A 23063-nucleotide genomic window follows, 5' to 3' on the forward strand; every position below is an offset into this window, starting at 1 on the left:
CTATCTGTGGAGAGTGCGCCACCGCGTGACCGCTCTTGATCGAGCTTTGCTCAATACATCATGCCAGGAACAGATTTTCAGCAGAATAGCCACTGCCTTCCAGAATACGACGCAAACGTTTCAAGGCTTCCATCTGTATCTGCCTGACGCGCTCACGAGTCACACCCAGCTCCTGTCCGACCTCTTCAAGCGTTGACTTTTCGTGTCCGTGCAGCCCGAATCTACGCACCAGAACCTCGCGCTGCTTGGATTCAAGCTTTAACAGCCACTCGTTGATATGAGAATTGACTGATTCATCTTGTAACACCATGGACGGATCGACATTGTTCTCATCAGGAATGATGTCCAGCAATGGCCGCTCGCCATCCTTGCCAATCGCCACATCCACCGAAGATACCCGGTCTCTCAGGCTCAACAGTCGCATTACATCTTCAACAGGACGCTCAGTCAGGACCGCAATGTCTTCTGCGGTCGGCTCACGATCCAGCGATTGCTGCAGTCGACGCTCTGCCTTGATGTAGACATTCATCTCCTTGACGACATGAATGGGCAGTCGAATGGTGCGTGTCTGATTCATCAGACCCCGTTCGATTGTCTGACGAATCCACCATGTGGCATACGTGGAAAATCGAAAGCCACGTTCCGGATCGAATTTTTCGACCGAATGAATCAGTCCCAGATTGCCCTCTTCAATAAGATCAAGCAAAGCCAGACCGCGATTCATGTAGCGGCGCGCTATCTTCACCACAAGCCGCAAGTTACACTCGATCATCTTGGCGCGAGATTTCTCACAACCTTTCTGAGCCAATCGGGTGTACATTTTTTCTTCATCAGCATTCAACAGCTCTGAATGCTCGATTTCCTTCAGATAGAGCCTGGTGGCATCCATCTCCTTGCGGGAGCCATCACGCAACTTGCTCGCTGTGATCTTCTCGCTCGCGTCGTCATCGTTTGTCGTTGAAGATGAAGCACTGTCAGCTCCGCGTCGGTTCCACCCGTCGCGGTCGTCAGTGGTCATCGTGAAGTTTCCCCAATGTTGTGTCATGAGACACTCTCTTGCCGTTTTTTTTAGATATTAAAGGAACTTAGCTCACTTTGCTAATGCAAATTCACCGGTTTCACGTTTGTTTCATACAGGACACTGTTACTTGACTGACAGACTCGGGAAAGCTTTAAGGCAGATCTAACCTTACCGTACAGACAGGAAGTCCATAGGATTCAGTGAATTACCATTTTGCCGCACCTCGAAACGCAGTACGGACTCCTGTTGTGCATTCCATCCCAGTGTTCCGATGGGATCGCCGGCTCTTACGGTGTCATTTTCGGCAACATACAGGTCTCTGGCGTGAGAATAGGCCGTGAGCAGAGAATCCTCATGCCTGACTATGATGAGATTTCCGGCACCGCTGGGGTCTTTGCCCGAGTACGCCACGGTGCCATCCTTGACTGCCACAACGGGCTGTCCGGGTATGCCGGCAATATCGACACCGTGCCGACCTTCCTGAATCGGTGAAAAACCTCGCGCCACCTGCCCTTCTGTTGGCCAGGTCCAGCGACCAACCAGAGATTGCAGCTGCTCACTGACCACAGCGCTACTGCCCGCACTATCCTGTCCACCGGTATATTCCTCCTCAACAACCTCTCGAGGTGCATACCCAGGCTGTGGGTCGCGTTGCTGCATGTACTCGGCCTCTCTGGCGGGCAGGTCATCGCGTCGGTAGGCTTTACGCGGACTCAGCAAATTGACGTCCGAGACCACGGCACTGACACCTGGAGTGAACACTGAGCGATTGGGCTCCTGTTCGTAACGACGCTCAGGTACCGCTTTGGGCGTTTCAGCCCGTGAAACCACAGCCTCATCCTGGCGAGGAATCTGAACGTCTGGCTTTTCTTCAGGCACTGCCCAGGCCGACTTGGATTGATAGTTCTGCGTAGCCCGGGATGCTGACCGGATATTGATATGCGTGCCCGTGGAAAAGTACCGTCCGACATTCGGATTCAGGGCTGCCAGCTCATTAGGTGACAACTTGTACCTGAATGCGACGGATTCCAATGTGTCACCAGCACGCACGACGTAGGTTTCAGAACCAAGGTCCAGACGATTCAGGCTCTCTTCGACTCGCGGCACGGTGCCACATGCCGTGACAGCAAGAGTCAGAATGGATAAGCAGCAAACTCGTTGCAAAGGCTTCATGGGTCACTCGATAATGCAGTTGTCTTTGCCAGAGCGCCGAGGCGGCTGACAGGGATCTGTTCGCGATTACAGAGTCTAGTTGGCTATTCAGGACTTACCAGAGAGAAAGGGAACAAAATTCACATCGTGCTCCTGGCGTCGACTAAAACCTTGATGGGTTCGCGTAATGATAGTCAAAGACTGCGTACCGCCCTGCTCTCCGACCGGCACGATCATCCGCCCACCAATGGCCAACTGTTCCAGCAGCGGCTCGGGTATGGACTCTGGCGCGGCCGTTACCATGATGCCATCGTATGGACCATGGCCGGACCAACCCCAACCACCGTCACTGTAGCGGGTATGGATATTTCGATATTGCAAAGCGCGAAATCGCCGCCTCGCCCGATCAAGCAGAGTGCGTATTCTCTCGACCGTAAAAACAGCTTCTACCAGTTGTGACAGAACTGCCGCCTGGTAACCTGATCCCGTTCCGACCTCCAGAACTCGCTCAATCGGACCATCCTCCAACAGTATTTCTGTCATGCGTGCGACAGCAAAGGGCTGGGAAATGGTCTGCCCTTCACCGATGGGAAGCGCAACATCATCATAGGCACGGGTCGAGATGGCTTCATCCACAAACAGATGACGCGGCACGGCTGCCATGACCTCCAGCAATTGTTCATTCCTGATGCCACACTCTTTCAAACGCTTCACCATACGCGTCCGGGTTCGCTGAGACGTAAAACCGATACCGGCAATCTGCTCAGCGCTGGCGATCACAACAGACTCTCCAACCACATACCAACAGGCGACACACTGTCAAGACGCGTCAAATCAATCTGCAGTGGCGTGACTGACACATAGCCGTCTCGCACTGCGCCAAAATCAGTGCCCGGGCCATCATCGGCAACGTCTCCGGCAGCACCAATCCAGAAAACGGTTTCACCCCGTGGGCTCAGTTGTTTAATCGATTGCTTGGACGGATGCCGGGTTCCTAATCGTGTCGCACGCAAACCCGCCAGCTCATCAAAGGGAAGATCCGGCACATTGATGTTGAGTATGGTGTCCATCGGCAATGGCACCTCTTTCAAATGAGCAACCAGATTGCGGGCGACCCGCGCGGCAGTTGCATAGTGCTGCGGCTCATGCGAGGCCATCGATATCGCCAGCGCTGGATGCCCCAGATGCCGCCCTTCGATAGCGGCTGCAACTGTCCCTGAATACAAAACATCGTCCCCCATATTGGGCCCGTCATTAATGCCGCTGACGACCATGTCCTGCGACTCGTCCAGCAGACCGCTGAGCGCTATATTCACGCAGTCAGTAGGGGTTCCTTCCAGCGAATAAATATCTGCCTCATGCCGGCGCGCATGCACGGGATGCGATAATGTCAACGAGTTGCTGGCACCACTGCGATTCCTGTCGGGAGCAACAATAGTGGCTATCCCCAGCGTCTTCATCGACTCATGCAGTGCTCGAATACCGGGGGAGAGATATCCGTCGTCGTTCGCAATGAGAATCCGCATGAGAGGGTTTTCTTTACATGTAGTTGTAGTTAATTAACAGTAAATTTAGTCCGCATTGGCATTTAAGCAACTGCGAAATTGCAATAAAATGAAACGCATGTCGATTATCCAAAGCAGTTTTTCCCCTCCGGGCTGGTTAAGCAACCCTCATTTACAGACAATCATTGCCAGTCAGTGCCTCAAGCCAGCGCCGGTCGAATCCGACCATGAGCGCCTTGAGCTACCTGACGGTGACTTTCTGGATATCAATCTGGGCAGGCATCCTGGAGAGCTCGTGGCGATCTTCCATGGCCTGGCCGGCAGCGTGAATAGCAGCTATATCCGCGGCGTCTTCCAGACATTGCAACAAGCCGGATTCCGCCCGGCATTAATGCATTGGCGCGGATGCAGTGGCGAGCCCAACCGTCTGAAACGCGCATACCACTCCGGTGCCAGCGACGATATCGACTGGTTCGTCAACTATCTGTCGCAGCGATTCCCGAATACCCGTCTCTATGGGCTTGGCTATTCCCTAGGTGCCAATGCCTTACTCAAATACCTGGGCGAATCAGGCTCGCACTCACCTCTGTCAGGTGCCATGGCTGTCTCTCCACCTCTGGTATTGCAAGAAGGGGCCAACAAGCTCAATCGGGGAACTGCAAGGCTGTACCAGAGGCATTTGCTCAGGCTGATGCGCAGACAACATGAATACAAGCGTATTCTCTATCCCGATCTGGGGCTACCCGTCGCAAGCGACGCACTTGACAGTCTTTGGAAATTCGATGACGCCATCACCGCGCCTTTGCACGGCTTCAAGGACGCAAATGATTATTACCAGCGCTGCAGTGCTCGTCAGTTTCTACCGGCAATTGACATACCTACGCATATACTGGGGGCGTCGGACGATCCCTTTTTCACGCCAGCAATACTGCCAGAAGCAGATGAGTTAAGTAACAATACAACTATGGAGCTATCGAGTAAAGGCGGCCATGTTGGTTTTCTTGATGGTCGCAAACGCTGGCTGGACTCTCATGTGGCTGGTGTTCTGGACAGCTTCAGACAGTCTGGGAATTGATGGTCCGAACCATCCATTCACCACTCGTCGAATACTCCAGCCTGCAAAGCGTTGCCGGGTCCACGCGAAAATCCATGGCTCGTGACAAAGGCCAGCCCAGACATAGACACATCAGCGCTCGAATACTGCCACCGTGCAGAACCGCCACCGCTGACTGCATGGAATCTCCTGCCAGGCTCGCTTGAACCTCCTGCAGCCAGTTGCCACAGCGTTGCGCCTGTTGGGCGAATGTTTCGCCATTGGGTGGCGATCGGTTGACCCAGTCCTCTCCCCACTCGCGCATTCGCTCTTCATGCTGTTCGTGTACCTGCGACCAGGTAAGACCTTCCCAATCGCCAAAATCAAGTTCCACCAGACGCTCATCAAACATGATATCGGGAAAACCCGAGGCAGCTTCGGGCTTCAAGGATAGTTGCCGTTGACGCAACAGCGCCAAGGTTTCACGGGTCCGCTGCAAAGGGCTGCAATACCAGGCGTCTACGTGCCAGTCAGGACCCAGCCCCTCAGCCAGCAACACAACAGCCTCACCTCCTCTTTCAGATAATGCAATGTCCGATCGACCAGCGACACCACCATTGTCATGCCAGACGGTGTGACCATGGCGTATCAGATCGAGTGTTCTCAATGCCACGACAAGACCCCCAGCACGCTCAGGTAGACCGCTACCTCGACCAACTGGTTGGTCGCACCCAGACAATCACCGGTAATTCCTCCAAAGGTTTTCTCGAAATGCCGTCCGGCCAGCACCGTAACCAGCCAAGCCACTGGCAGTAAAAACAGAATCGCAGGCGACACCCAATATGCCAGCAGGATCAGCAGCAGGGCTGCCAGAAGTGTGCTTTCAACCAGTCGTCGCAGAGTGACGCCTTCTGCCACCACCTTGTTGGCAGCTTCAGGGCGGGCATAGGGCACGAACACCATCAACCAGACACTGCTCCAGCGACTCAGAACATGGGCTGCCACCAGCGCACAGAGACACCATCTGACATCCAGCTGTACCAGCTCCCACAAACTCAGCAGCTTGATCAACACCAGCAAGATCAGCGCAAGCGAACCGTATGTTCCAACCCGGCTATCTCGCATGATCTCAAGCTTGCGATCAATCTGGAAAGCCCCGGCACTGTCAGCCACATCTGCCAGCCCATCTTCATGGAATGCCCCTGTCAGACGTATCGACAGCAGCAACATGAGACCCAAGGCTACTGATGCAGGAAACACCTTGAGCAAGAGCGCCAGGCACGTAGCCAGCAACACGCCGATACCGAAACCCACGACTGGAAAATAACGGCTGGAACGAGCCAGCTCGGCAGGCTCGCCGCTGGCGAGCTTGCCGGTGGGCAGACGCGTAAGAAACATGGTGGCCGTGGCCAGAGCACTTAGCTCCCCCACAACGTTCTGCCTGCCAGTGCAGTGGCTGTCAAAGCCCTTCGACTAATGCTCATTCGGCCGTGGAAACACCTGCATCGGCAAAGCTTGCCATATCGCATAACACGGCGGCAGCACCTCGTAGCAGCGGCAAGGCAAGTGCGGTTGCCGAACCTTCGCCCAAACGCATATCCAGCTGCAACAAAGGCTGCGCAGCCAACTGCCTGAGCGCCAGAGCATGGCCTGTTTCGGCCGATTGGTGAGCAAAGAACAGCACATCACGTACAGAGGGCTTGAGCCGACAAGCTATCAACGCCGCCGATGTCACGATAAAGCCGTCCACAAGCACCGGTAGACGGTGTGCCGGAGCTTCCAGCATCGCCCCGACCAGGGCTGCAATCTCCAACCCACCGGCATTGCGCAAGCATTCCAACGGGTCGTCAGCCAGCAGAGCATGGCGTTGCATGGCATCGGCAACCACTCGCTGCTTGAGCGACAATTGCGAATTATTCAGGCCCGTACCTCGCCCTGTCACCTCTGTTGCGCTGGCTCCGCACATCAAGCCTGTGAGGATGGCAGCAGAGGTGGTATTGCCGATACCCATCTCACCCAGCCCCAGACATTTCTGACCCGCCTCGACGGCGCGTACCACCGCTTCGCGCCCCACCTGCAGAGCACTATCAAGCTCTTCGTGTGTCATGGCAGCTTCCTCAAGCAGATTCCGGCTACCAGCACGTACTTTGGCGTGTACAACTCCCGTCAGCTGTTCAAGATCTGCATTCACACCCACATCAATCACTTCCAGAGACGCTCCCGCCGCAGCCCCCAGGACGCAAACAGCGGCACCACCACTGGCAAAGTTCGCCATCATCTGCGCAGTGACCTCCGCCGGGTAGGCACTGACCCCTGCCGCAGTAATGCCGTGATCGGCAGCAAAAACAATGATACGAGCCGGATCAACCACGGGCACCACGCTCCCTTGCACGGTAGCCAGCTGCACGGCTACGGCCTCAATCTGTCCCAGAGAGCCCGGTGGTTTTGTCTTGTTATCCAGCCGCTTGCGAGCATCGGCTGATATATCTGAAACAGTATCAGCTGTTTCACCTTGAAAATTCAACACGTCTTTTAATCCTCAAACGTTACTCGCATGCCCAGCAATCTCCTGACATGTTCATCCACCGCATCACGATCAGCATCGCTCATGCGTACGAACTGGGCGCGATAAGTAGGCTCATCGCCTCGGGCGACTTCTGGCGCGTCATTACCGGACATGATCACGGCATCGGTACCAATTCGACGACCACTGGGAAACAGTGTCAATGTGATGCCGACCATTTCGCCAGGTTGCAACAAAGTACGGTCCGAGAACCGCAAACCACCGGCGGACAGGCTCACCTTGTGAGTGGGTTTGGCAGAAGCAGGTTCCCCACCCAGCAACAGTTCCCGGATGCGCTCCTCCAGATTATCAATATAACTGGCAACGTCGGGGTAGTCACTTCGGACAACGGCGTAACCCTTGATATCGTACTTGTCACGCTTGCGTACCGGCACCCGTGCCGAGCTGGGGACTGGCTGCCCAGCCGCCGGCATATCGGCCAGACGCTGCACCTGCAGACCAACGGCATCCTGAACTCGCAGGTATTGTCGCCTCTCGGGCGAGGTCCGCGGTGGTGTTTCTACCTGATCTGTCATGTTGACTACCTGTGTTGAAGGATCGCTGTCGGCAAGATTCAAGCTGTTGCCAATAACTCGGAACATCCCGGGTACATCCTTTGATGTCTGGTTTTCGCTATACTGCTGTGCTGTGCCTGCCGTCCCGGTAGCTCAGATGGATAGAGCGGCCCCCTCCTAAGGGGCAGGTCGGGGGTTCGAATCCCTCCCGGGACACCATGCACGGCACCTCTGGCAGAACAATTTGCTGACAGCTTCCTGCCCTTGATCGGGCAGTCCGCCGTTATGAATGATACTGACCTATTTGGTCTTCTTCTTTTCCAGCTTCTCGAAACCCTGATGTGAAATGGTTTCAGTCTGGTCGAGTCGTGGATGTGAGGTTCTGAAGGCCTGATCCAGATTCTTTTCCTTGTCCATGGCCAGCAAAGTTGCCTTCAGCGCATGAATCGCTGCCAACACATCGCCGGTATGTCCAGATTCGGAAATAGTGTGCATATTGCGCGTCGGGAAACCGACTGAGGTTGCCGCACTGTCGACACTGGCCAGTACCGATGCCATGCCATCCGTACCCGTGTCGCGACCACTGACGTCAATTTGCACCGGTATTCCCTCTTTGGCAGCGGCCTTCTTGATGCGGGCATTCAACTGTTCACTGACAATGGCTCCGGTCGTCAATGTGAAGCCCTTACCCATTTCCAGCGGCTGCATGTTGCGATCACCGATACCGGGAGCCGCGACGTAGTCATGGTTGACATCAATCGCAATCAACACATCTGGCGCCATTTCTCCGGCGATCACGCGACTACCAAATCGACCGATTTCTTCATGCGATGCAATGGCATACAGCACTCGAATTTTCTTGGTACCACCGGCTTCTGCCACTAATCGGGCTACTTCAGCCGTCACAAAGCATCCCAATCCGTTATCCAGATAGGCGCCGTAAAAAGTATCCGGGCTGAAACCTCGCTTGATGGGTCGGTTCAGCAAGATCGGATCACCTGGCTGCAATCCCAGTCGCTTGATCTGATCAGCCTTGTTTTCACCGTGAATCTGTAGATCCAGATACAGAGAATTTGGCCGAATACCCTTGTCGCCAGTGCGTTGCGCCGGGTCCGAGAAGTGAATGGCGCCCATGGCTTCGATAGTGCCTCCCGTCAAAGAACGGTACTCACCCGGAGTATCAGGATTTTCACTGAATACTGTTACTTCGTGACCCAGCAAGGTGCAAGGCAGGAATGAATCACTATTGATATAGATCTTGCCATCGCTACCGATTTTTCGTACCTGCATGCGAATCTTGTCTGCATGTCCAACCAGCATGACGCTGAATCGCTCATCCTCGCCGGGATGCGAATCCCAGACGACTCCCGCGTTGCCGACAAACTGATGCATCGCCCAGCTATCCGGCATGAAACTGTCGAAATAGGGCTTGAGAACCCCTAACGTCATTGCCGACTCGAGCCCGACCGGGCTGGGAGCTTTGATAATGTCCCGCATGATCTCAAACTGATCATCCGGCATAGGTTGCAACCAAGGTTTGGCTTTAGGCATGTTATTTGAGATTTCTGATTTCTGATTGGGAGTTCTAACAGTATGGGGCCAGTATACCTAGCGACAAACCCCTGGAATAAGTTGTGGCGTATCAAATACCTTGTCGGCCCGGTCAACCCGTCTGCCGAGGGGTTTTACTGCGTTGCCCCACCGCAATGCCTGCAAGAATCAGCGACAAGGCGATCCACATGGCAACTGTCGGCTGCTGAGACAGAAAAATCCAGCCCCAGAGCATGGCAAACAAAGGAATCAGATACCCCACATTCGACATATAGACCGCCCCGTTTATCTGTACGATCTGGGCGCGCAGCACATAGGCAACGGCGGTAGGCCCCAGCGCCAGCACCAACAGCGCGCTGAGGGTGTCCGAATGCCAGACCTGCTGCCAGGGCGGGTGCAGTACCAGCAATACAGGCACCAGCACAATACAGGCTGCTACCAGGGTACCAGCCACCAACACCAGAATCGGCATACCGGTCAATTGACGAATCAGCAACGACGACATCGAATAGCAGCAAGCTGCCAGAACGACCGCAAGCATGCCCGAAATACTGCCACTGCCCTGTAACAAACCGTGGCCCAGCAATACAATGACACCCGAGAATCCCAACAACAACCCCATGAACTTCTGCCATGTAAACCGGTCATCACTTGTCATGAAATGCGAAAAAAGCAAGGTTGCAAAAGGTGAAGAGGCAAGCAAAATGGCGGTTGTCGCACTATCAATTCGCAATTGCCCCCAGCCGATCAAGGTGAACGGTATTGCGCTGTTGAGAAGACCGATGCCACCCAGCAGAATGAGCGTACGCCGGGTCAGATTCACTCCCAACCCCAACCAGCGGCAAATCAGACAGATAATTATTGCAGCGACAACAATCCTGTAAGCAGCAATCGCAACAGGCGAAAAATCAACCAGCGCGATCTCGTTAAGAAGAAACGAGCCTCCCCATATGGCGGCCGCACCCAGCAAGCGAATATGATCCTGAACCAGCGGTTTTCGGAGACGGTGTTCATTAAGCTCTTGCAAGGTAGGGCGTCAACTCGAAAATCACGGATTGGACAGGCATAATGCCAGTACTATCCCACCGCCACATCATGATGAAAAAAAATTCCCTGAAACTACCTACCGCACTGCTGTTCTCAGCAGTTCTGGCAGCCGGCTGCGGGAGCTCAGACTCCAGCACACCTGACGGTAATGGCGGCACAACTAATCCGACAGATCCAACCAGTCCGACACCCTCAACCGACACCTCTGCCCTGAGTCACGCGGGCAAGCCACTACCGCAGAATTCAGTCAATCCTGCCACCACGGCGTTGTACTCAGATATCGGGCGTGCCAAGGCAGAAGCCTTACCCGACAACCTGGCAGTCGTCTACGAGGTGATCGAGAATCATGGCGGAGACGCATTCCCTTCGGGCAGCGGGACCAGCTGTAGCCAGCTTGCCGCCGAATACAGCTCGTGCAGCGTGACCAATCTACACATCAAGGATGCCGCCGGCGTGCTGAACGATGGCAACTGGAAGCTGTATTTTCACAGCATCCGTCGCATTCTGCGTGTTGATAGTGACGAGTTCAGCGTATCCCTGGTCAACGGTGATCTCAACTACCTGGAACCCACAGAAGCCTTTACAGGTTTTGATGGTAGCGTCAAAACTATCGGCCTGGTCACAGAGTTCAATCACCTGATCGAATCTGACTTCATGCCGCGCTACTGGCTGGTCAGTGATGATGGCACGGTTACCATGATCAACAACACCGATGACGATACTGACGAGTCAGGCTATTCGGTTGCCATTAGCGGCGACAATGCAAAGTCCTACAATGGCGAGCCCACACCCATTGCTTCCGCCAGCACGCGCTTTGAGGCGAATGCCGATGTCGAATCTGCCGCCTCAAACCTGACAGCCCTGGAAATCCAGTCTCGCATCATCCCTCGGCCTGAAAGTGTGGTCGTTGGTACAGGTGCGCTGGATATCGGTAGCGGTTTCTCCTTTGCAGGCACCGACTTGTCAGCCGAATCGGTCGCCGCATTGCAGGCACGCCAGACTCAGTTCATGAGCACCGCAGCCGGTACAGCGCTCAGCGCCACCATCGATGCCTCTCTTGCTGTCAACAGCTACACGCTTGATGTTACAGCTGCCGGCATCGCCATTTCAGGAGCCGATGAAACCGCCCTGTTCAATGGAGCCCAGTCCTTGCTCGCGTTGGTACAACCTGGCCTTGGCACCATCCCTGTACTCAGTGTTCAGGATGCACCCCGTTTCACCTTCCGTGGCATGCATGTGGATGTAGCACGTAATTTCCACTCAGTTGAATCTCTGGAATCACTGATGGATCAGATGGCAGCCTACAAACTGAATAAACTGCACATCCACCTGAGTGATGATGAAGGCTGGCGTCTGGATATCCCATCCTTGCCGGAACTGACCAGTGTCGGCGGTCGTCGAGCGTTTGCTCTTGACGGCGAAGGCAATGTCTCTGAAGCCGCCAGCCTGATGCCGCAACTCGGATCAGGCCCCGGAAGTGACAATCAGGGCAGCGGCTTTTATACCAGCGACCAGTTCGTCTCATTACTTCGCTATGCGGCCGCCCGCAAGATTGACATCATTCCTGAATTTGACATGCCGGCTCATGCCCGCGCTGCCGTTGTGGCAATGCGTGCACGCGCTGTAAATCTGGGCGACGCCGATGACATCAACGTCCGCGTTGATGATCCGGCCGACACTTCTCGTTATCTGACCATCCAGCACTATGATGATGGCATCCTGAATCCGTGTATTCCGGGCACTTACGCCTTTATTGGCACCGTCATCAACGACGTAAAAGCCATGTATGACGAAGCTGGCGTCACCCTCGACATCTTCCACATGGGCGGTGATGAAGCACGCAACGTTTTCACAGGCGGCGGGTTTCAGGATGTAAATGCCAGCGACAAGGTCTCCTACCGCGGTGATATCACTCGAAGTGACTGGGAATTTCCATGGGAAAACTCCCCGGCCTGTAACAGCCTCATCGCTGAAAATGCGGGTATCCAGTCACGTGAAGTGCTGCAACCCTACTTCGTCAAGGAAGTCGCCAAACTTGTCAATGATGCCGGTATTCCTGCCATGTACGCCTATCAGGATATCTATGACGAACTTGACGCCGGTGACCTGGCGACCCAACGTGCCGGCGTCGGCTACTGGGAACGTATTGCAACCGATGCGGGCTACAAGAATATCAATGAATTCGCCAACCGCGGCTATGAGACGGTTGTCTCGGTTCCCGATTTTCTGTACTTCGATTTTCCTCAGGAAGTGAACCCTGAAGAACGTGGCTATTACTGGGCTACTCGCTACACCGATACCCGCAAGGTATTTGGATTTGCCCCAGAGAACCTGCCCCAGAATGCTGAAACATCAGTCAATCGGGAAGGCCTGAGCTGGTCAGCAACCGGAGAAACCAACAGCCCGGCATTTCTTGGCATGCAAGGACAATTGTGGAGCGAAACTGTCCGTACACCGGAACAGTTCGATTACATGCTGTTTCCACGTGTGATTGCCCTGGCCGAACGTGCCTGGTCAAAAGGCTCATGGGAGCTTGACTACGCGCCCGGACAGACTTTTTCTGGCGACACCAACCTGGTTGACAAGAACGCTCTGAACGAAGACTACGCAAGCTTTGCTGCGGCCCTGGCCGAGAAGGAATTAAGCAAGCTTGATGCGGCGGGTATTCAATATCGCATATCAGTACCCGGTGCCAGTACGGCTGCTGGACAACTGTCAATGAACAGCGATTTGCCTGGACTTCCGCTTGAGTACTCAACTGACGGAACCAGCTTCCTGCCATATGAGGCGGGCGCTTCCGCCAATGGTGTTGTTGCCATCCGCGCCCGTTCGGCTGATGGTCAACGGATCGGACGTACTGAAACACTGACTCAGTAAGCTTCTTCCAGGCACTGCAAGCAATGGACCGCCTCTTCGATTTCAGGGGGCGGTCCTCTGATCACCGTTTTCACCTTCTGAACAAGACCCACACCCCCATTTACTCGCCTGCGATCGGCCGTCGGTAAAAGTGGGAGGTTGCACGATTAACAGTTTGTAACCAGGCTTCTGCGAACTCATCGACAGTTACTTCGCAGGTTGCCAAGTACGTCCTGATTTGAATGCCAATTGCCCGCACCTTTGAACCGACTGGCATTCAAGGATCGTCGCAAGTACCGATACAGGTATAGATGGTCGAATCAGGAGCCTGCATGTCAGGCGCAACATTTTGACTCGGCCCGTACGTCACACATAAAAATAATAACAAAGTGAGTCGAGCCCATGTGCCTACCTATTTATCAACGGATCCCTGTGCGCTCGCTTGATCAGCGCCCCTCCAGTGGACCACCCACAGCGTCACGAACTCTGAGCACACTTTGCTGTGCAACCATTCTGGTGCTGGCAGGCTGCGCCAGAGCTGATGATCCGGAGCTATTCAATGCAGACCCTGCCCTACTGAATGATTTCACCGATTCGCTGCCTACCCATGGATCAACTGGCGGCTTCGACTACGCAATCATTCAAGGCCTGGCCATCTTCGAAGGCGATATTCTGCTGGGAACAGTTGACGAAACAGGCTCTATTCCCCAGGGAACGCGCTCTCGTGGACTAGCGAGAAACGATGCCTTCGGTCGCTGGCCAGACGGTATCGTGCCCTACCTTGCCCCGACCCAGAACTCGGAGTTACAACAAGTCAATATCGAGTTTGCCATCCAGCACTGGATGGAGAACACAGGAATCACGTTTGTAGAGCGCACTGATGAGAACGCGGATCAGTACCCTAGCTACCTGCGTTTTGACAACAGCAACAGCTGTGCATCCTATGTGGGCATGCAGGGTGGAGAGCAATCAATCATGGTGTCCGATGGCTGTACTCAGGGAAGCATCATTCATGAGATCGGGCATGCTCTGGGACTGTTTCATGAACACACCCGCTCTGATCGTGACAACTATATCGGTGTTGACTGGAGCCAGATCATTGAAGGCAAGGATATCAACTTCACTGTACAGAATGCCGGTACGCAGAATTACGGCGATTATGATTTTGGCTCCATCATGCATTATGGCGAGTATTTTTTCAGCATCTCAAGCTCACCTACGATCATCGTTCCCGCCGGTATCGAAATAGGTCAACGCGTTGCGCTAAGCGATATCGATGCACTGTCCGTTGATCAGATGTATCAAACCGATCTTGCACTGCTACCGCCCAATGATTCAGGTTCAGGCGACATCCTGGAGTTGGGTATTACCGTACTGAATCAAGGCAAGCTGGGCGCCCATGAGCTGCAGCTGGTCGTGAAGGTCACTGATGATGCGATCTGGCAAAGTGTCTCATCAGACAGCGGCTGGGAGTGCCTGGACTATGACACCGAGCTTCGTTGCACTCGACCGACACTGAGCGAATTTTCTGAATCCCGTTTTACGGTGCAAGTCGACGCGGGCGATGCGACTGTCGACGATGTCATGATGCTTCTGACAGCGCGCACTTATGACCCTGCCCTTGACAACAATCATTACAACGATGATGGCACCCTGAGTAAAGAACCGGCGGACGACAGCGCACAGAATGTCGTGACTGACTCTTCCGAGACCACCTCTGGCGATCAGGATACCGAAAGCACAACATCGCCACCGCCGGTCATAGCGTCTGCACAGACAAGTAATGTTGTCAGCAATGACGCCTCTTCAGGTGGATCAGATAATGGCAGCCTGCTGCTGCTCGCTCTGGGTTTACTCGGCTGGAGACGCTACCGGGCGCATATCGCCCAATAGCGGTAACATGCCCATCATTCACCACTGACAGTGCATGATGACAGCAAGCAAAACCTTATCAGTCATGGTGTCTGCCGGAGAAGCCTCCGGCGACGCTCATGCCGCCCACGCCATTGAAGCGTTGAGAGACCAGGCGGTGCAGGCCACCTGTTTCGGCATGGGAGCCGATGCCCTGCAAAAGGTCGGCGTTGAACTGATCGTTGATTGTCGAGATCTTGCGGTTATTGGCATCGTTGATGTGCTGATCAACTACCCGCGTTTCATGAAGCGATTGGCACTGCTTCGCGAGACAATGCGTCAACGCATGCCAGACATACTGGTAATCGTTGATTATCCGGACTTCAACCTGAAACTTGCACAGACTGCCAAATCACTCGGCATACCGGTGCTTTTCTACATTAGCCCCAAAGTCTGGGCCTGGCGAGCTGGCCGCGTCGAACGGATCAGCAAACTGGTGTCACATATGGCTGTCCTGTTTCCATTTGAGGTGGAAATCTACCAGCAGGCTGGTGTACCGGTCACCTATGTTGGCAACCCGGTTGTCGCAGACGCTGTCTCGGCCTTCACCATTCAGGAGGCACGCCAACATTTCAATTTGCAGACTGACAAGCCGGTTGTGACCTTACTGCCTGGCAGTCGCACAGGGGAAATCATGCGCAACCTGCCTGCCATGCTGGCCACCGCCAGCATCATCGCCAGGCAAGTTCCTGATTGCCAGTTTCTGCTGCCGGTTGCACCCACCCTGTCTGCCAGTTTCATCAACGAGACGATCGGCCAAAGCGACATAGCTTCGTTGAGCGTGGTCACTGGCGACTCCCGACATGCCATGCGTGCAGCTGATGTGGCGCTGGTTGCATCGGGTACTGCAACACTTGAGACAGCCATGGTGGGAACCCCTCTGGTGGTGATGTATATCATCAACCAGATCAATTACGCGATCATGAAACGCCTTATCAAGATTCCGGATATTTCACTAGTCAACATTGTTGCTGGCAAACGTATTGTCCCCGAGTATGTGCAACACGAAGCAACACCTGAGGCCATGGCCAGCGATGTACTCTCACTGATGCATGACGATCAACGCCGCCAGCAGATGCACACAGAATTCAGTCGTCTGAAGGAATTGATGGGAGATGAAGGGGCCTCTACGCGCGTTGCCGAGCTAATCCTGCAATTAACCCGACCTGAGCGGGTCGCAGTGCCTGTCTAACCGCTCTGGCAGGGGCCAACAAAGGCAAAGAGGCTCGAAGAGAGCCTGTACGCCTTGACGCAGAGCAATCCTTGACCTGGTTTTACTATCGAACGACACCACGCTGGCTGTTCTCTACGAAAGAGATCAAGCGCGCCACTTCCTTGTGCTTTGCTGCATCCTCTGCCAGCAGGGCAATGGATTTTTCACGCTCGCCGTGATTCCTGAGCAGGACCATATAGGCACGGTGCAATGCACGGATAGCCTCCTCACTGAACTCGCGACGTCGCAGACCATTCTTGTTGATGCCTTTCCCGGTTGCGTAGTTACCCACAGCCATAGTGAAGGGTGCGACATCCCGATTGGCCACTGAGTTGAGGCCAACGAAAGCATGTTCGCCAATCTCGCAAAATTGGTGAACACAGGCAAAACCCGCCAGAATGGCATAATCATTCACAGTGACATGACCGGCAAGCGATGCACCGTTAGCCATGACGATATGATCGCCGATGATGCAATCGTGGGCCACATGAATATAGGCCATGAACAAGTTGTGATCACCGATGCGTGTCTCACCACCACCACCTTCGGTCCCACGATTGATAGTCGTGAATTCGCGAATGGTGTTGTTGTTACCGATGTGAAGTTCGGTGTGTTCGCCATCGTACTTCAGATCCTGAGGATCCTCACCGATCGAAGCAAACTGAAATATACGGTTCTCGGTACCGATGGTCGTAGGCCCTTTCAGGACGACATGCGGGCCGATACTGGTACCTCGCCCGATGCTCACATCAGGACCCACAATGGAATAGGCTCCGATCTCGCAGTCGTCAGCGATTTTCGCAGAAGGGTCGATTATGGCCGTGGGATGGATCACTCGTCGATCTCGTTCTTTGCGATGAGCACTTCAGCGGAACAGGCCAGAACATCCCCTACATGAGCTTTGGCTTCAAACTTCCAGATGCCGCGCTTTTCCTTGAGCACAGTCACCTCGAAGGTAAGCTGGTCTCCGGGAATGACTTGATGCTTGAAACGGGCCTTGTCGATGCCAACCAGCAGGTACAGGGTTTTCTCACTGGGATATCCGCCCATGCTCTTGAAGGCCAGCAATGCTGAAGCCTGAGCCAATGCTTCCAGAATAAGAACGCCTGGAAAAATGGGAGATTGCGGAAAGTGACCCGTGAAGATCGGTTCGTTATAGGTGACGTTTTTCAGAGCTTTGAGCGATTTGTTTGCTTCAAAGTCAGTGACCCTGTCAACCATGAGAAAGGGGTAACGATGCGGCAGGTACTTCAGTATTTCACGAATATCATCCACAGCTTAAGGCATCCAGTTTGAGCGAGGTCAATCAGCGCTGTCCTGACGTTCCAACTTGCGGATGCGCCGGATCAGTTGGTCGAGCTTGCCTAGAGTAACAAAACTGCGGCGCCACGCCTGCTCCGGCAGCAAAGGCATACCAGAACCATAGCGGCCAGCCTGCTCGATGGAGCGTGACACCAGTGAAGAGGCGTTGACCACCACGTGATCAGCAATCACGATATGACCAACAATATTGCAAGCACCACCAATTTGGCAATGGTGACCTATACGGGTACTGCCGGCAATACCCGTACAACCTGCTATTGCCGTATTTTCCCCGATTTGCACGTTATGCGCTATCTGAATCTGATTATCGAGAATAACGCCATCAGCAATGACTGTGGGATCAATGGCACCACAATCAATCGTTGTATTAGCCCCCACATGAACGCGCTCGCCCACTCGGACACCACCGGTTTGCTGTATCTGGGACCATCCTCCGGACGTCCAGGCATAGCCAAAGCCTTCGCTACCCAGCACCGCACCAGACTGGATCCGGCAGTGTTGCCCGAGCTGTACGTTGTCATACAGCGTTACATTGGCAAACAAAAAGCAGCCTGCGGCAATATGGACATCAGATCCCAGACAGCAGCCAGCATTGATAACGACATGTTCACCTATCGTGGTATTGGCACCGATAACCACACCCGGACCAATATGAGCCGTGCTCGAAATTTGAGCTGATTCATCAACGACTGCACTTTTGTGCATACCAGGCAGTGCCGGTTTAGAGGGTTTCAGCAACCATGAAGCCTGAGCGTAACTGGCGTAGGGGTCGGTACTGACAAGACAATTACCCGGCGCAAGTTCGCTCAGGGCCGCAGGAACGATAACAGCCCCTGCACGAGTCGCCTGCAAGGCACTTTTGTACTTGGCACTGACCACGAAGGCCAGATCGTTTTCACCTGCGGTATCAACAGGCGCAAGCCCGGTGATCGTCTTTGTGGCATCGCCACAGAGCTTGACCTTCAAAGCCTTGGCCAAGTCGTCCAGGTTCATAGCCTTTCCAGAATTCGAGTTTCAGTTAGCGGATTTCAGGCGAGAATTTTCACGCACCAGAGATTCGAGAATACGCTCAGTGACATCAATTCGCTTGTTGGCGAATAGCACGCCATCGCTGACAATCAGATCGTAGTCCTGCTGCTTGCCGAATTGGGCAATAGCTTCGAGAACGAGTATTCGCACGTTCTTGAACTCATTGTTTTTCTGGATGTTCAGTTCTTCGCGAAAATCCTGCTCGTTACGCTTGATGCGTCGTTCCAGACCTCGTGTTTCCCGGTCCAACTGCGTGATTTCTACTTCCTGCAGCTCCAGCGAAGCGTCCGCCAGACGCGCAGTGAGCTCGGCCAGCTGTGCACGCTGCAACTCCAGCTCAGACTGACGCGGGGCAAACTCGGTTTCCAGTCGTTGCTCTGCTTCCAGAGCCTGTGGAGCCCGATCAATCAGATAGGGGATATCCACAAAACCAATGCGAGAAAGTGCAGCCCCCTGTTCATCTGCCAGGGCCGACGTCATACCAGCAAGCATTCCCCACACTTGCATCAGAACTATCATGAGCAACGCCGAACAAGCTGTTGGTCGGCGATTGGTTTTCCGAGTACTGTTCAATGGTTGACCCCATGAGGTTGACCGTTGCGAATGTTCACGAATCATCACTAGAAGATCGAACCGATTGTAAACTGGAATTGCTGTTTCTCATCACCTTCCTGATCGTTATAGGGGTTTGAGAGACTGAATGTCAATGGTCCGACAGGCGACAACCAGACAAATGCAACGCCGTAGGAGCCTCTGAATTCATCAACATCGAAAGCATTCGTATCTTCGAAGACGTTGCCAAAATCGGTGAACAGACTCAGGCGAGTAGCACCAGGCTCTTCGACAAACGGTGGTGGAAAGATGACTTCCACAGTACCCAGTGTTCGGTAATCTCCACCAGCCGCATTATCCTTGCTATCTCTAGGCCCCAGACTACCCGTGTCATAACCACGCAGAGTGCGAACGCCGCCAGCGAAATAACGATTGAAGAAAGGCAGGTTATCGAAGTCACCATAACCATAGCCTGAATCGACACGCAGCGTGCTGGACAGGGTGTAGCGATCGGTCAGGGCCTGAAAGAATTCAAAGCTGTAACCCAGTTTATAATAGGTGTAATCACTGCCGGGAATGGCTGCTTCCAACGACAATCGATGCGCGGTACCGTCAGTTGCAAAGACGGTTCGGTTACGCGTGTCATAGGTAAAACCCAGATTCAGATCGTAGATATTGAAGGTGTCCCCTTCCTCCTCCAGGAAGTTAACGACTTCATCCGAAGATTCTGTGGTCGTACCCAGCTCTGTTCGCTCATACCCCAGGCCGATGCGGAAAGTTGAAAATTCGCTCAGTGGAACGCCGAAACGCACACTGGCTCCACGTGTGCTGGCCAGATAGCGAGAGGTCGAGTCCTGGTCACTGGTATCAGTTTCACGAATGAAAGCACCCACCGTCCGGCTGATACCGTCATCAGTAAAATACGGATTCTGAAACGACAGTGACAACTGTCGAACCGTATCGGAATTGTCGAACGAGAATTGCAGGCTTTCTCCGGTCCCGAACAGATTGTCTTGCTGAAAAGCAAGATTCACGGTTGCACCACCATCGCTGCCGTAACCCAGACCCGCACTGAAAGAGCCAGACTGGCCTTCCTGAACCGTTATTTCCAGATCCACCTGATCGTCGGTGCCCGGTACTCGCGGCGTGCGGATACTGACACCTTGCATGAACGCCAGACGCTGTAAACGGATCCGTGATCGGTTAACCAGTGCAGGTGAAAATCGGCTGCCTTCCAACTGACGCATCTCACGTCGCAGAACCTCATCACGGGTCTTGTACTGCCCGGTAAAGGTAATTCTGCGGACATAGACTCGCTTGCCTGGCGAAATGACAAAAGTCAGCCCGACATCACGCGATTCATCGTTGATATCAGGCAGTACATCCACATCCGCGAAAGCATAGCCGTCCTGACCCAGGCGATCATTGATGGCGTTACTGCTGCTGACAATATCCTTACGTGCGAAAACATCACCTTCCTTGACGGTTATCAGTGATAGCAGCTCTTCTCTGGGGATATCAACTTCACCCTCGAGTTCAATACCGCGCAAGCGATAGCGCTCACCTTCGCGAATATTGATGACGATGAAAATGTCGCGCTTGTCCTGAGAAATGGACACTTGCGTGGAATCGACTTCAAAACGAATGTAGCCACGATCCTGATAATAGGAGCGCAAGGTCTCGATATCCGCTGCCAGCTTGACCTGAGAGTACTCGTCAGCGGAACTGAATGGATTGATTTTCTTTTCGCTGGACTGCAGCAGATTGAGCAGAGTCTTTTCATCAAATGATTCGTTGCCGACAATATTGATGTGCTCGATACGGGCGACTGCACCTTCGGTGATGGTGATATCCAGCGCAACGCGATTTCGCTCCAGCTTCTCGACATTGATGTCGATCTCACTACCGTAGTTTCCGGAACTGAAATATACCCGCCGCAGTTCGCGCTCAACGGTCTCCAGAATCGATCGGTTGTAGACACGACCGAGAGCGATATCTGCCTGCCGCAGCGACTTGGTCAGCTCCTCAGTATCGATCTTCTTGTTGCCGTTGATACTGATACTGCCAATGGCTGGCCGTTCCACGACCTTGACCACCAGAATGTTCGTGCCTCGACGTTTGACAACCACATCGCTGAACAAGCCGGTTTCATATAACGCACGTAGCACTCGAGCGCTGTCCTCACCCGGCACGAAACGATCGCGATTACGAATGGGCAGATAATTGAGAATGGTACCCAGATCGATTCTTTCGTTGCCCTCGATGACAATGTCCGAGACCACAAAACCGCCAGGTTTAGTGGCGCCTCCATCTACTCGCGACACTGGCTCCTGTGCAATGACACTGCCGGCCGGCAGACCGAGCAGGAACAGAAGACCCAGTGACGTTATGAAAGTACGACTCATTGGAACAGTCGCCATAGATCGTTGTAGAAAGCTAGAAACATCAACCCACCCAGTAATGCGATACCTACTTGCTGACCCATTACCTGGACCCGCTCTGATAGAGGTTTACCCCGAATGGCCTCCGCCGCAAAGAACAACAAGTGTCCTCCATCCAGCATCGGGATGGGCAGCAGATTGAGCACCGCCAGACTGATACTGATCAGGGCAATGAAATTGATGTAGTGATCAATGCCGGTACTAGCCGACTGACCCGCATATTGAGCAATACTGATGGGGCCGCTGATATTGTCCAGAGATGCCTGTCCCAGCAAAAGCTTGCCCATCATGCGCAGTGTCAAAGCTGACATGTCCCAGGTCCGGACAAGAGCCTCACCAAAGGCTTCCAGTGGAGGATGCTTGACCACGACCCGCGCCTTCTCGGCAATCCCGGCAGATTGTGTTTCCAGGACACCAATGCGACCCACTGTCTCACTTCCAACCTGTACGGCTTCGGGAGTCAGTTGCAATGGCAGATTTTCGCCGCCTCGTTCGATCACAAGGTTCAGCTGAACTCCGGCGCTGGGTTGTACGATTTCTACCAGTGAGCGCCAGCTGTCCAAGCGCTCACCATTGATGGACAGAATCCGATCACCGGCCAGTAGCCCGGCCCCAGCGGCTGCGCCCTCTGGTGTGACCTCACCGATTATCGGATCGACTTCTGGCCACCAGATACGAAAACCAAGATTGGCCACGGCATCGCCATCAGACTTGAGCATGTCTGCCTGTGAAACAGGTAACTGTCGCACCAGCTGCTCTCCCGACGCACTTTCCACTTCAATGTCCAGTGGCCCGGATGCACTCATGGAGGATTCCAGCAATGCGATGCGGGCATCCGTCCAGGTTGGCGTGTTCTGTCCGTTGACAGAGACGATACGATCCTCGTACTGAAATCCGGCCTTGGCGGCAGCCGAATCCAGAACGGGCGCACCGACCAGCGGCGCTATGCCGCTGATACCGATCATCATGACTATCCAGTACGCCACAATGGCCAGCAGAAAATTGGCAAGTGGCCCGGCAATGACAACCGCGCTACGGGCCCATAGAGGCTGTTGATTGAACGCCCGATGGCGTTCGCCCACAGGCACGCTGCCCTCGCGCTCGTCAAGCATCTTGACGTAGCCGCCCAGCGGAATGGCTGCCAACACGTATTCGGTGTTGTCCACGCGCCCGGTATGCCGGATCAAGGCCTTGCCAAATCCGATGGAATAGCGAAGCACCTTGATACCAACGCGACGGGCCACCCAGAAGTGACCGTACTCGTGTATCGAAATTAGCAGCCCTAATGCTGCCAGGAAAGCCAGCGCGCTGACGACTACGTTACTGAACATGTAAACATCATTGTGGGGGC

20 protein-coding genes and 1 tRNA gene are annotated in these 23063 nt (G+C 54.0%); 5 read left to right on the forward strand and 16 right to left on the reverse strand.

From position 1 onward, the window contains the following. Window positions 1-58: 58 nt before the first annotated feature. The 4 genes from rpoS to surE all read right to left on the reverse strand — a co-directional run bounded on the left by rpoS (window position 59) and on the right by surE (window position 3699). A complete protein-coding gene (gene rpoS, locus IMCC3135_RS25105; RefSeq protein WP_088920091.1) occupies window positions 59-1045 on the reverse strand; it encodes an RNA polymerase sigma factor RpoS in 987 nt (328 codons plus the stop codon). Window positions 1046-1189: 144 nt separating this feature from the next. Beyond that, complete coding sequence (locus tag IMCC3135_RS25110; RefSeq protein ID WP_088920092.1) at window positions 1190-2194, reverse strand: peptidoglycan DD-metalloendopeptidase family protein; 1005 nt, start codon at window positions 2192-2194, stop codon at window positions 1190-1192. An 87-nt stretch (window positions 2195-2281) separates the two neighbouring features. Next, the gene (locus IMCC3135_RS25115; RefSeq protein WP_472343594.1) at window positions 2282-2923 is read right to left on the reverse strand and encodes a protein-L-isoaspartate(D-aspartate) O-methyltransferase; all 642 of its coding nucleotides are present in this window, start codon (window positions 2921-2923) and stop codon (window positions 2282-2284) included. Between the two features lie 26 nt (window positions 2924-2949). Then, entirely contained in the window at window positions 2950-3699 is a 750-nt protein-coding gene (gene surE, locus IMCC3135_RS25120; RefSeq protein ID WP_088920093.1) for a 5'/3'-nucleotidase SurE, read from the reverse strand. A gap of 97 nt (window positions 3700-3796) precedes the next feature. Between surE and IMCC3135_RS25125 the strand changes: the two genes are divergently transcribed. After that, window positions 3797-4753: a hydrolase gene (locus IMCC3135_RS25125; protein WP_157736262.1), complete on the forward strand. Its 957-nt coding sequence runs from the start codon at window positions 3797-3799 to the stop codon at window positions 4751-4753. On the opposite strand, the gene IMCC3135_RS25130 is transcribed toward IMCC3135_RS25125, so the two are convergent. Genes IMCC3135_RS25130 through IMCC3135_RS25145 form a run of 4 tightly spaced genes read right to left on the reverse strand, consistent with a single transcriptional unit; the run spans window position 4734 to window position 7876 of the window. Next, window positions 4734-5384 (reverse strand): histidine phosphatase family protein, encoded by a 651-nt coding sequence (locus tag IMCC3135_RS25130; RefSeq protein ID WP_157736263.1) that lies wholly within the window; start codon window positions 5382-5384, stop codon window positions 4734-4736. The two genes, IMCC3135_RS25125 and IMCC3135_RS25130, sit on opposite strands and share 20 nt — an antisense overlap. Continuing rightward, window positions 5375-6142: an adenosylcobinamide-GDP ribazoletransferase gene (cobS, locus tag IMCC3135_RS25135; RefSeq protein ID WP_088920096.1), complete on the reverse strand. Its 768-nt coding sequence runs from the start codon at window positions 6140-6142 to the stop codon at window positions 5375-5377. Before cobS ends, IMCC3135_RS25130 begins: the two co-directional genes overlap by 10 nt. A 49-nt stretch (window positions 6143-6191) precedes the next feature. Beyond that, complete coding sequence (cobT, locus tag IMCC3135_RS25140) at window positions 6192-7238, reverse strand: nicotinate-nucleotide--dimethylbenzimidazole phosphoribosyltransferase (protein ID WP_088920097.1); 1047 nt, start codon at window positions 7236-7238, stop codon at window positions 6192-6194. 5 nt (window positions 7239-7243) lie between these two features. Then, window positions 7244-7876: a PilZ domain-containing protein gene (locus IMCC3135_RS25145; protein ID WP_088920098.1), complete on the reverse strand. Its 633-nt coding sequence runs from the start codon at window positions 7874-7876 to the stop codon at window positions 7244-7246. Window positions 7877-7931: 55 nt separating this feature from the next. Between IMCC3135_RS25145 and IMCC3135_RS25150 the strand changes: the two genes are divergently transcribed. Beyond that, window positions 7932-8008: transfer RNA gene (locus IMCC3135_RS25150), tRNA-Arg, on the forward strand. 81 nt (window positions 8009-8089) lie between these two features. Here the strand turns inward: IMCC3135_RS25150 and IMCC3135_RS25155 are convergent. Continuing rightward, window positions 8090-9340 carry a M20/M25/M40 family metallo-hydrolase gene (locus IMCC3135_RS25155; protein ID WP_205737707.1) on the reverse strand — a complete coding sequence of 417 codons (1251 nt, stop codon included), beginning with the start codon at window positions 9338-9340 and terminating at the stop codon, window positions 8090-8092. A 112-nt stretch (window positions 9341-9452) separates the two neighbouring features. Next, window positions 9453-10367: a DMT family transporter gene (locus tag IMCC3135_RS25160; protein ID WP_088920100.1), complete on the reverse strand. Its 915-nt coding sequence runs from the start codon at window positions 10365-10367 to the stop codon at window positions 9453-9455. A 41-nt stretch (window positions 10368-10408) separates the two neighbouring features. On the opposite strand from IMCC3135_RS25160, the gene IMCC3135_RS25165 reads away from it, so the two are divergent. The 3 genes from IMCC3135_RS25165 (at window position 10409) to lpxB (ending at window position 16346) form a co-directional block, all read left to right on the forward strand. After that, the gene (locus IMCC3135_RS25165) at window positions 10409-13264 is read left to right on the forward strand and encodes a family 20 glycosylhydrolase (RefSeq protein WP_088920101.1); all 2856 of its coding nucleotides are present in this window, start codon (window positions 10409-10411) and stop codon (window positions 13262-13264) included. Between the two features lie 381 nt (window positions 13265-13645). Next, on the forward strand, window positions 13646-15136 hold the full coding sequence (locus tag IMCC3135_RS25170; RefSeq protein ID WP_088920102.1) for a M12 family metallopeptidase: 1491 nt from the start codon (window positions 13646-13648) through the stop codon (window positions 15134-15136). Window positions 15137-15170: 34 nt separating this feature from the next. Continuing rightward, window positions 15171-16346: a lipid-A-disaccharide synthase gene (gene lpxB, locus IMCC3135_RS25175; RefSeq protein ID WP_088920103.1), complete on the forward strand. Its 1176-nt coding sequence runs from the start codon at window positions 15171-15173 to the stop codon at window positions 16344-16346. A gap of 85 nt (window positions 16347-16431) precedes the next feature. Here the strand turns inward: lpxB and lpxA are convergent, their stop codons facing one another. From lpxA to rseP, 6 genes are all read right to left on the reverse strand, one after another. Then, window positions 16432-17202, reverse strand: coding sequence for an acyl-ACP--UDP-N-acetylglucosamine O-acyltransferase (lpxA, locus tag IMCC3135_RS25180; protein WP_088920104.1), 771 nt, complete (start codon window positions 17200-17202; stop codon window positions 16432-16434). Continuing rightward, the gene (gene fabZ / locus IMCC3135_RS25185; RefSeq protein WP_088920105.1) at window positions 17199-17642 is read right to left on the reverse strand and encodes a 3-hydroxyacyl-ACP dehydratase FabZ; all 444 of its coding nucleotides are present in this window, start codon (window positions 17640-17642) and stop codon (window positions 17199-17201) included. Before fabZ ends, lpxA begins: the two co-directional genes overlap by 4 nt. A 27-nt stretch (window positions 17643-17669) precedes the next feature. Then, on the reverse strand, window positions 17670-18683 hold the full coding sequence (gene lpxD / locus IMCC3135_RS25190) for a UDP-3-O-(3-hydroxymyristoyl)glucosamine N-acyltransferase (RefSeq protein WP_088920106.1): 1014 nt from the start codon (window positions 18681-18683) through the stop codon (window positions 17670-17672). A 21-nt stretch (window positions 18684-18704) separates the two neighbouring features. Next, window positions 18705-19238 (reverse strand): OmpH/Skp family outer membrane protein, encoded by a 534-nt coding sequence (locus IMCC3135_RS25195; protein WP_157736264.1) that lies wholly within the window; start codon window positions 19236-19238, stop codon window positions 18705-18707. 101 nt (window positions 19239-19339) lie between these two features. Next, window positions 19340-21676 (reverse strand): outer membrane protein assembly factor BamA, encoded by a 2337-nt coding sequence (gene bamA / locus IMCC3135_RS25200; RefSeq protein WP_157736265.1) that lies wholly within the window; start codon window positions 21674-21676, stop codon window positions 19340-19342. Then, entirely contained in the window at window positions 21673-23043 is a 1371-nt protein-coding gene (gene rseP, locus IMCC3135_RS25205) for an RIP metalloprotease RseP (RefSeq protein WP_088920109.1), read from the reverse strand. Before rseP ends, bamA begins: the two co-directional genes overlap by 4 nt. Window positions 23044-23063 lie beyond the last annotated feature (20 nt).

It is taken from the genome of Granulosicoccus antarcticus IMCC3135, assembly GCF_002215215.1.
Lineage (GTDB): Bacteria > Pseudomonadota > Gammaproteobacteria > Granulosicoccales > Granulosicoccaceae > Granulosicoccus > Granulosicoccus antarcticus.

Excerpts from the sequence above, each read along its gene's own strand:
- rpoS (WP_088920091.1), bottom strand. The coding sequence starts at position 1,045 with ATGACACAACATTGGGGAAACTTCACGATGACCACTGACGACCGCGAC.
- IMCC3135_RS25110 (WP_088920092.1), bottom strand. The coding sequence starts at position 2,194 with ATGAAGCCTTTGCAACGAGTTTGCTGCTTATCCATTCTGACTCTTGCT.
- surE (WP_088920093.1), bottom strand. The coding sequence starts at position 3,699 with ATGCGGATTCTCATTGCGAACGACGACGGATATCTCTCCCCCGGTATT.
- IMCC3135_RS25125 (WP_157736262.1), top strand. The coding sequence starts at position 3,797 with ATGTCGATTATCCAAAGCAGTTTTTCCCCTCCGGGCTGGTTAAGCAAC.
- IMCC3135_RS25145 (WP_088920098.1), bottom strand. The coding sequence starts at position 7,876 with ATGTTCCGAGTTATTGGCAACAGCTTGAATCTTGCCGACAGCGATCCT.
- IMCC3135_RS25155 (WP_205737707.1), bottom strand. The coding sequence starts at position 9,340 with ATGCCTAAAGCCAAACCTTGGTTGCAACCTATGCCGGATGATCAGTTT.
- IMCC3135_RS25165 (WP_088920101.1), top strand. The coding sequence starts at position 10,409 with ATGCCAGTACTATCCCACCGCCACATCATGATGAAAAAAAATTCCCTG.
- IMCC3135_RS25170 (WP_088920102.1), top strand. The coding sequence starts at position 13,646 with ATGTGCCTACCTATTTATCAACGGATCCCTGTGCGCTCGCTTGATCAG.
- lpxB (WP_088920103.1), top strand. The coding sequence starts at position 15,171 with ATGATGACAGCAAGCAAAACCTTATCAGTCATGGTGTCTGCCGGAGAA.
- lpxD (WP_088920106.1), bottom strand. The coding sequence starts at position 18,683 with ATGAACCTGGACGACTTGGCCAAGGCTTTGAAGGTCAAGCTCTGTGGC.
- IMCC3135_RS25195 (WP_157736264.1), bottom strand. The coding sequence starts at position 19,238 with ATGATAGTTCTGATGCAAGTGTGGGGAATGCTTGCTGGTATGACGTCG.
- bamA (WP_157736265.1), bottom strand. The coding sequence starts at position 21,676 with ATGAGTCGTACTTTCATAACGTCACTGGGTCTTCTGTTCCTGCTCGGT.
- rseP (WP_088920109.1), bottom strand. The coding sequence starts at position 23,043 with ATGTTCAGTAACGTAGTCGTCAGCGCGCTGGCTTTCCTGGCAGCATTA.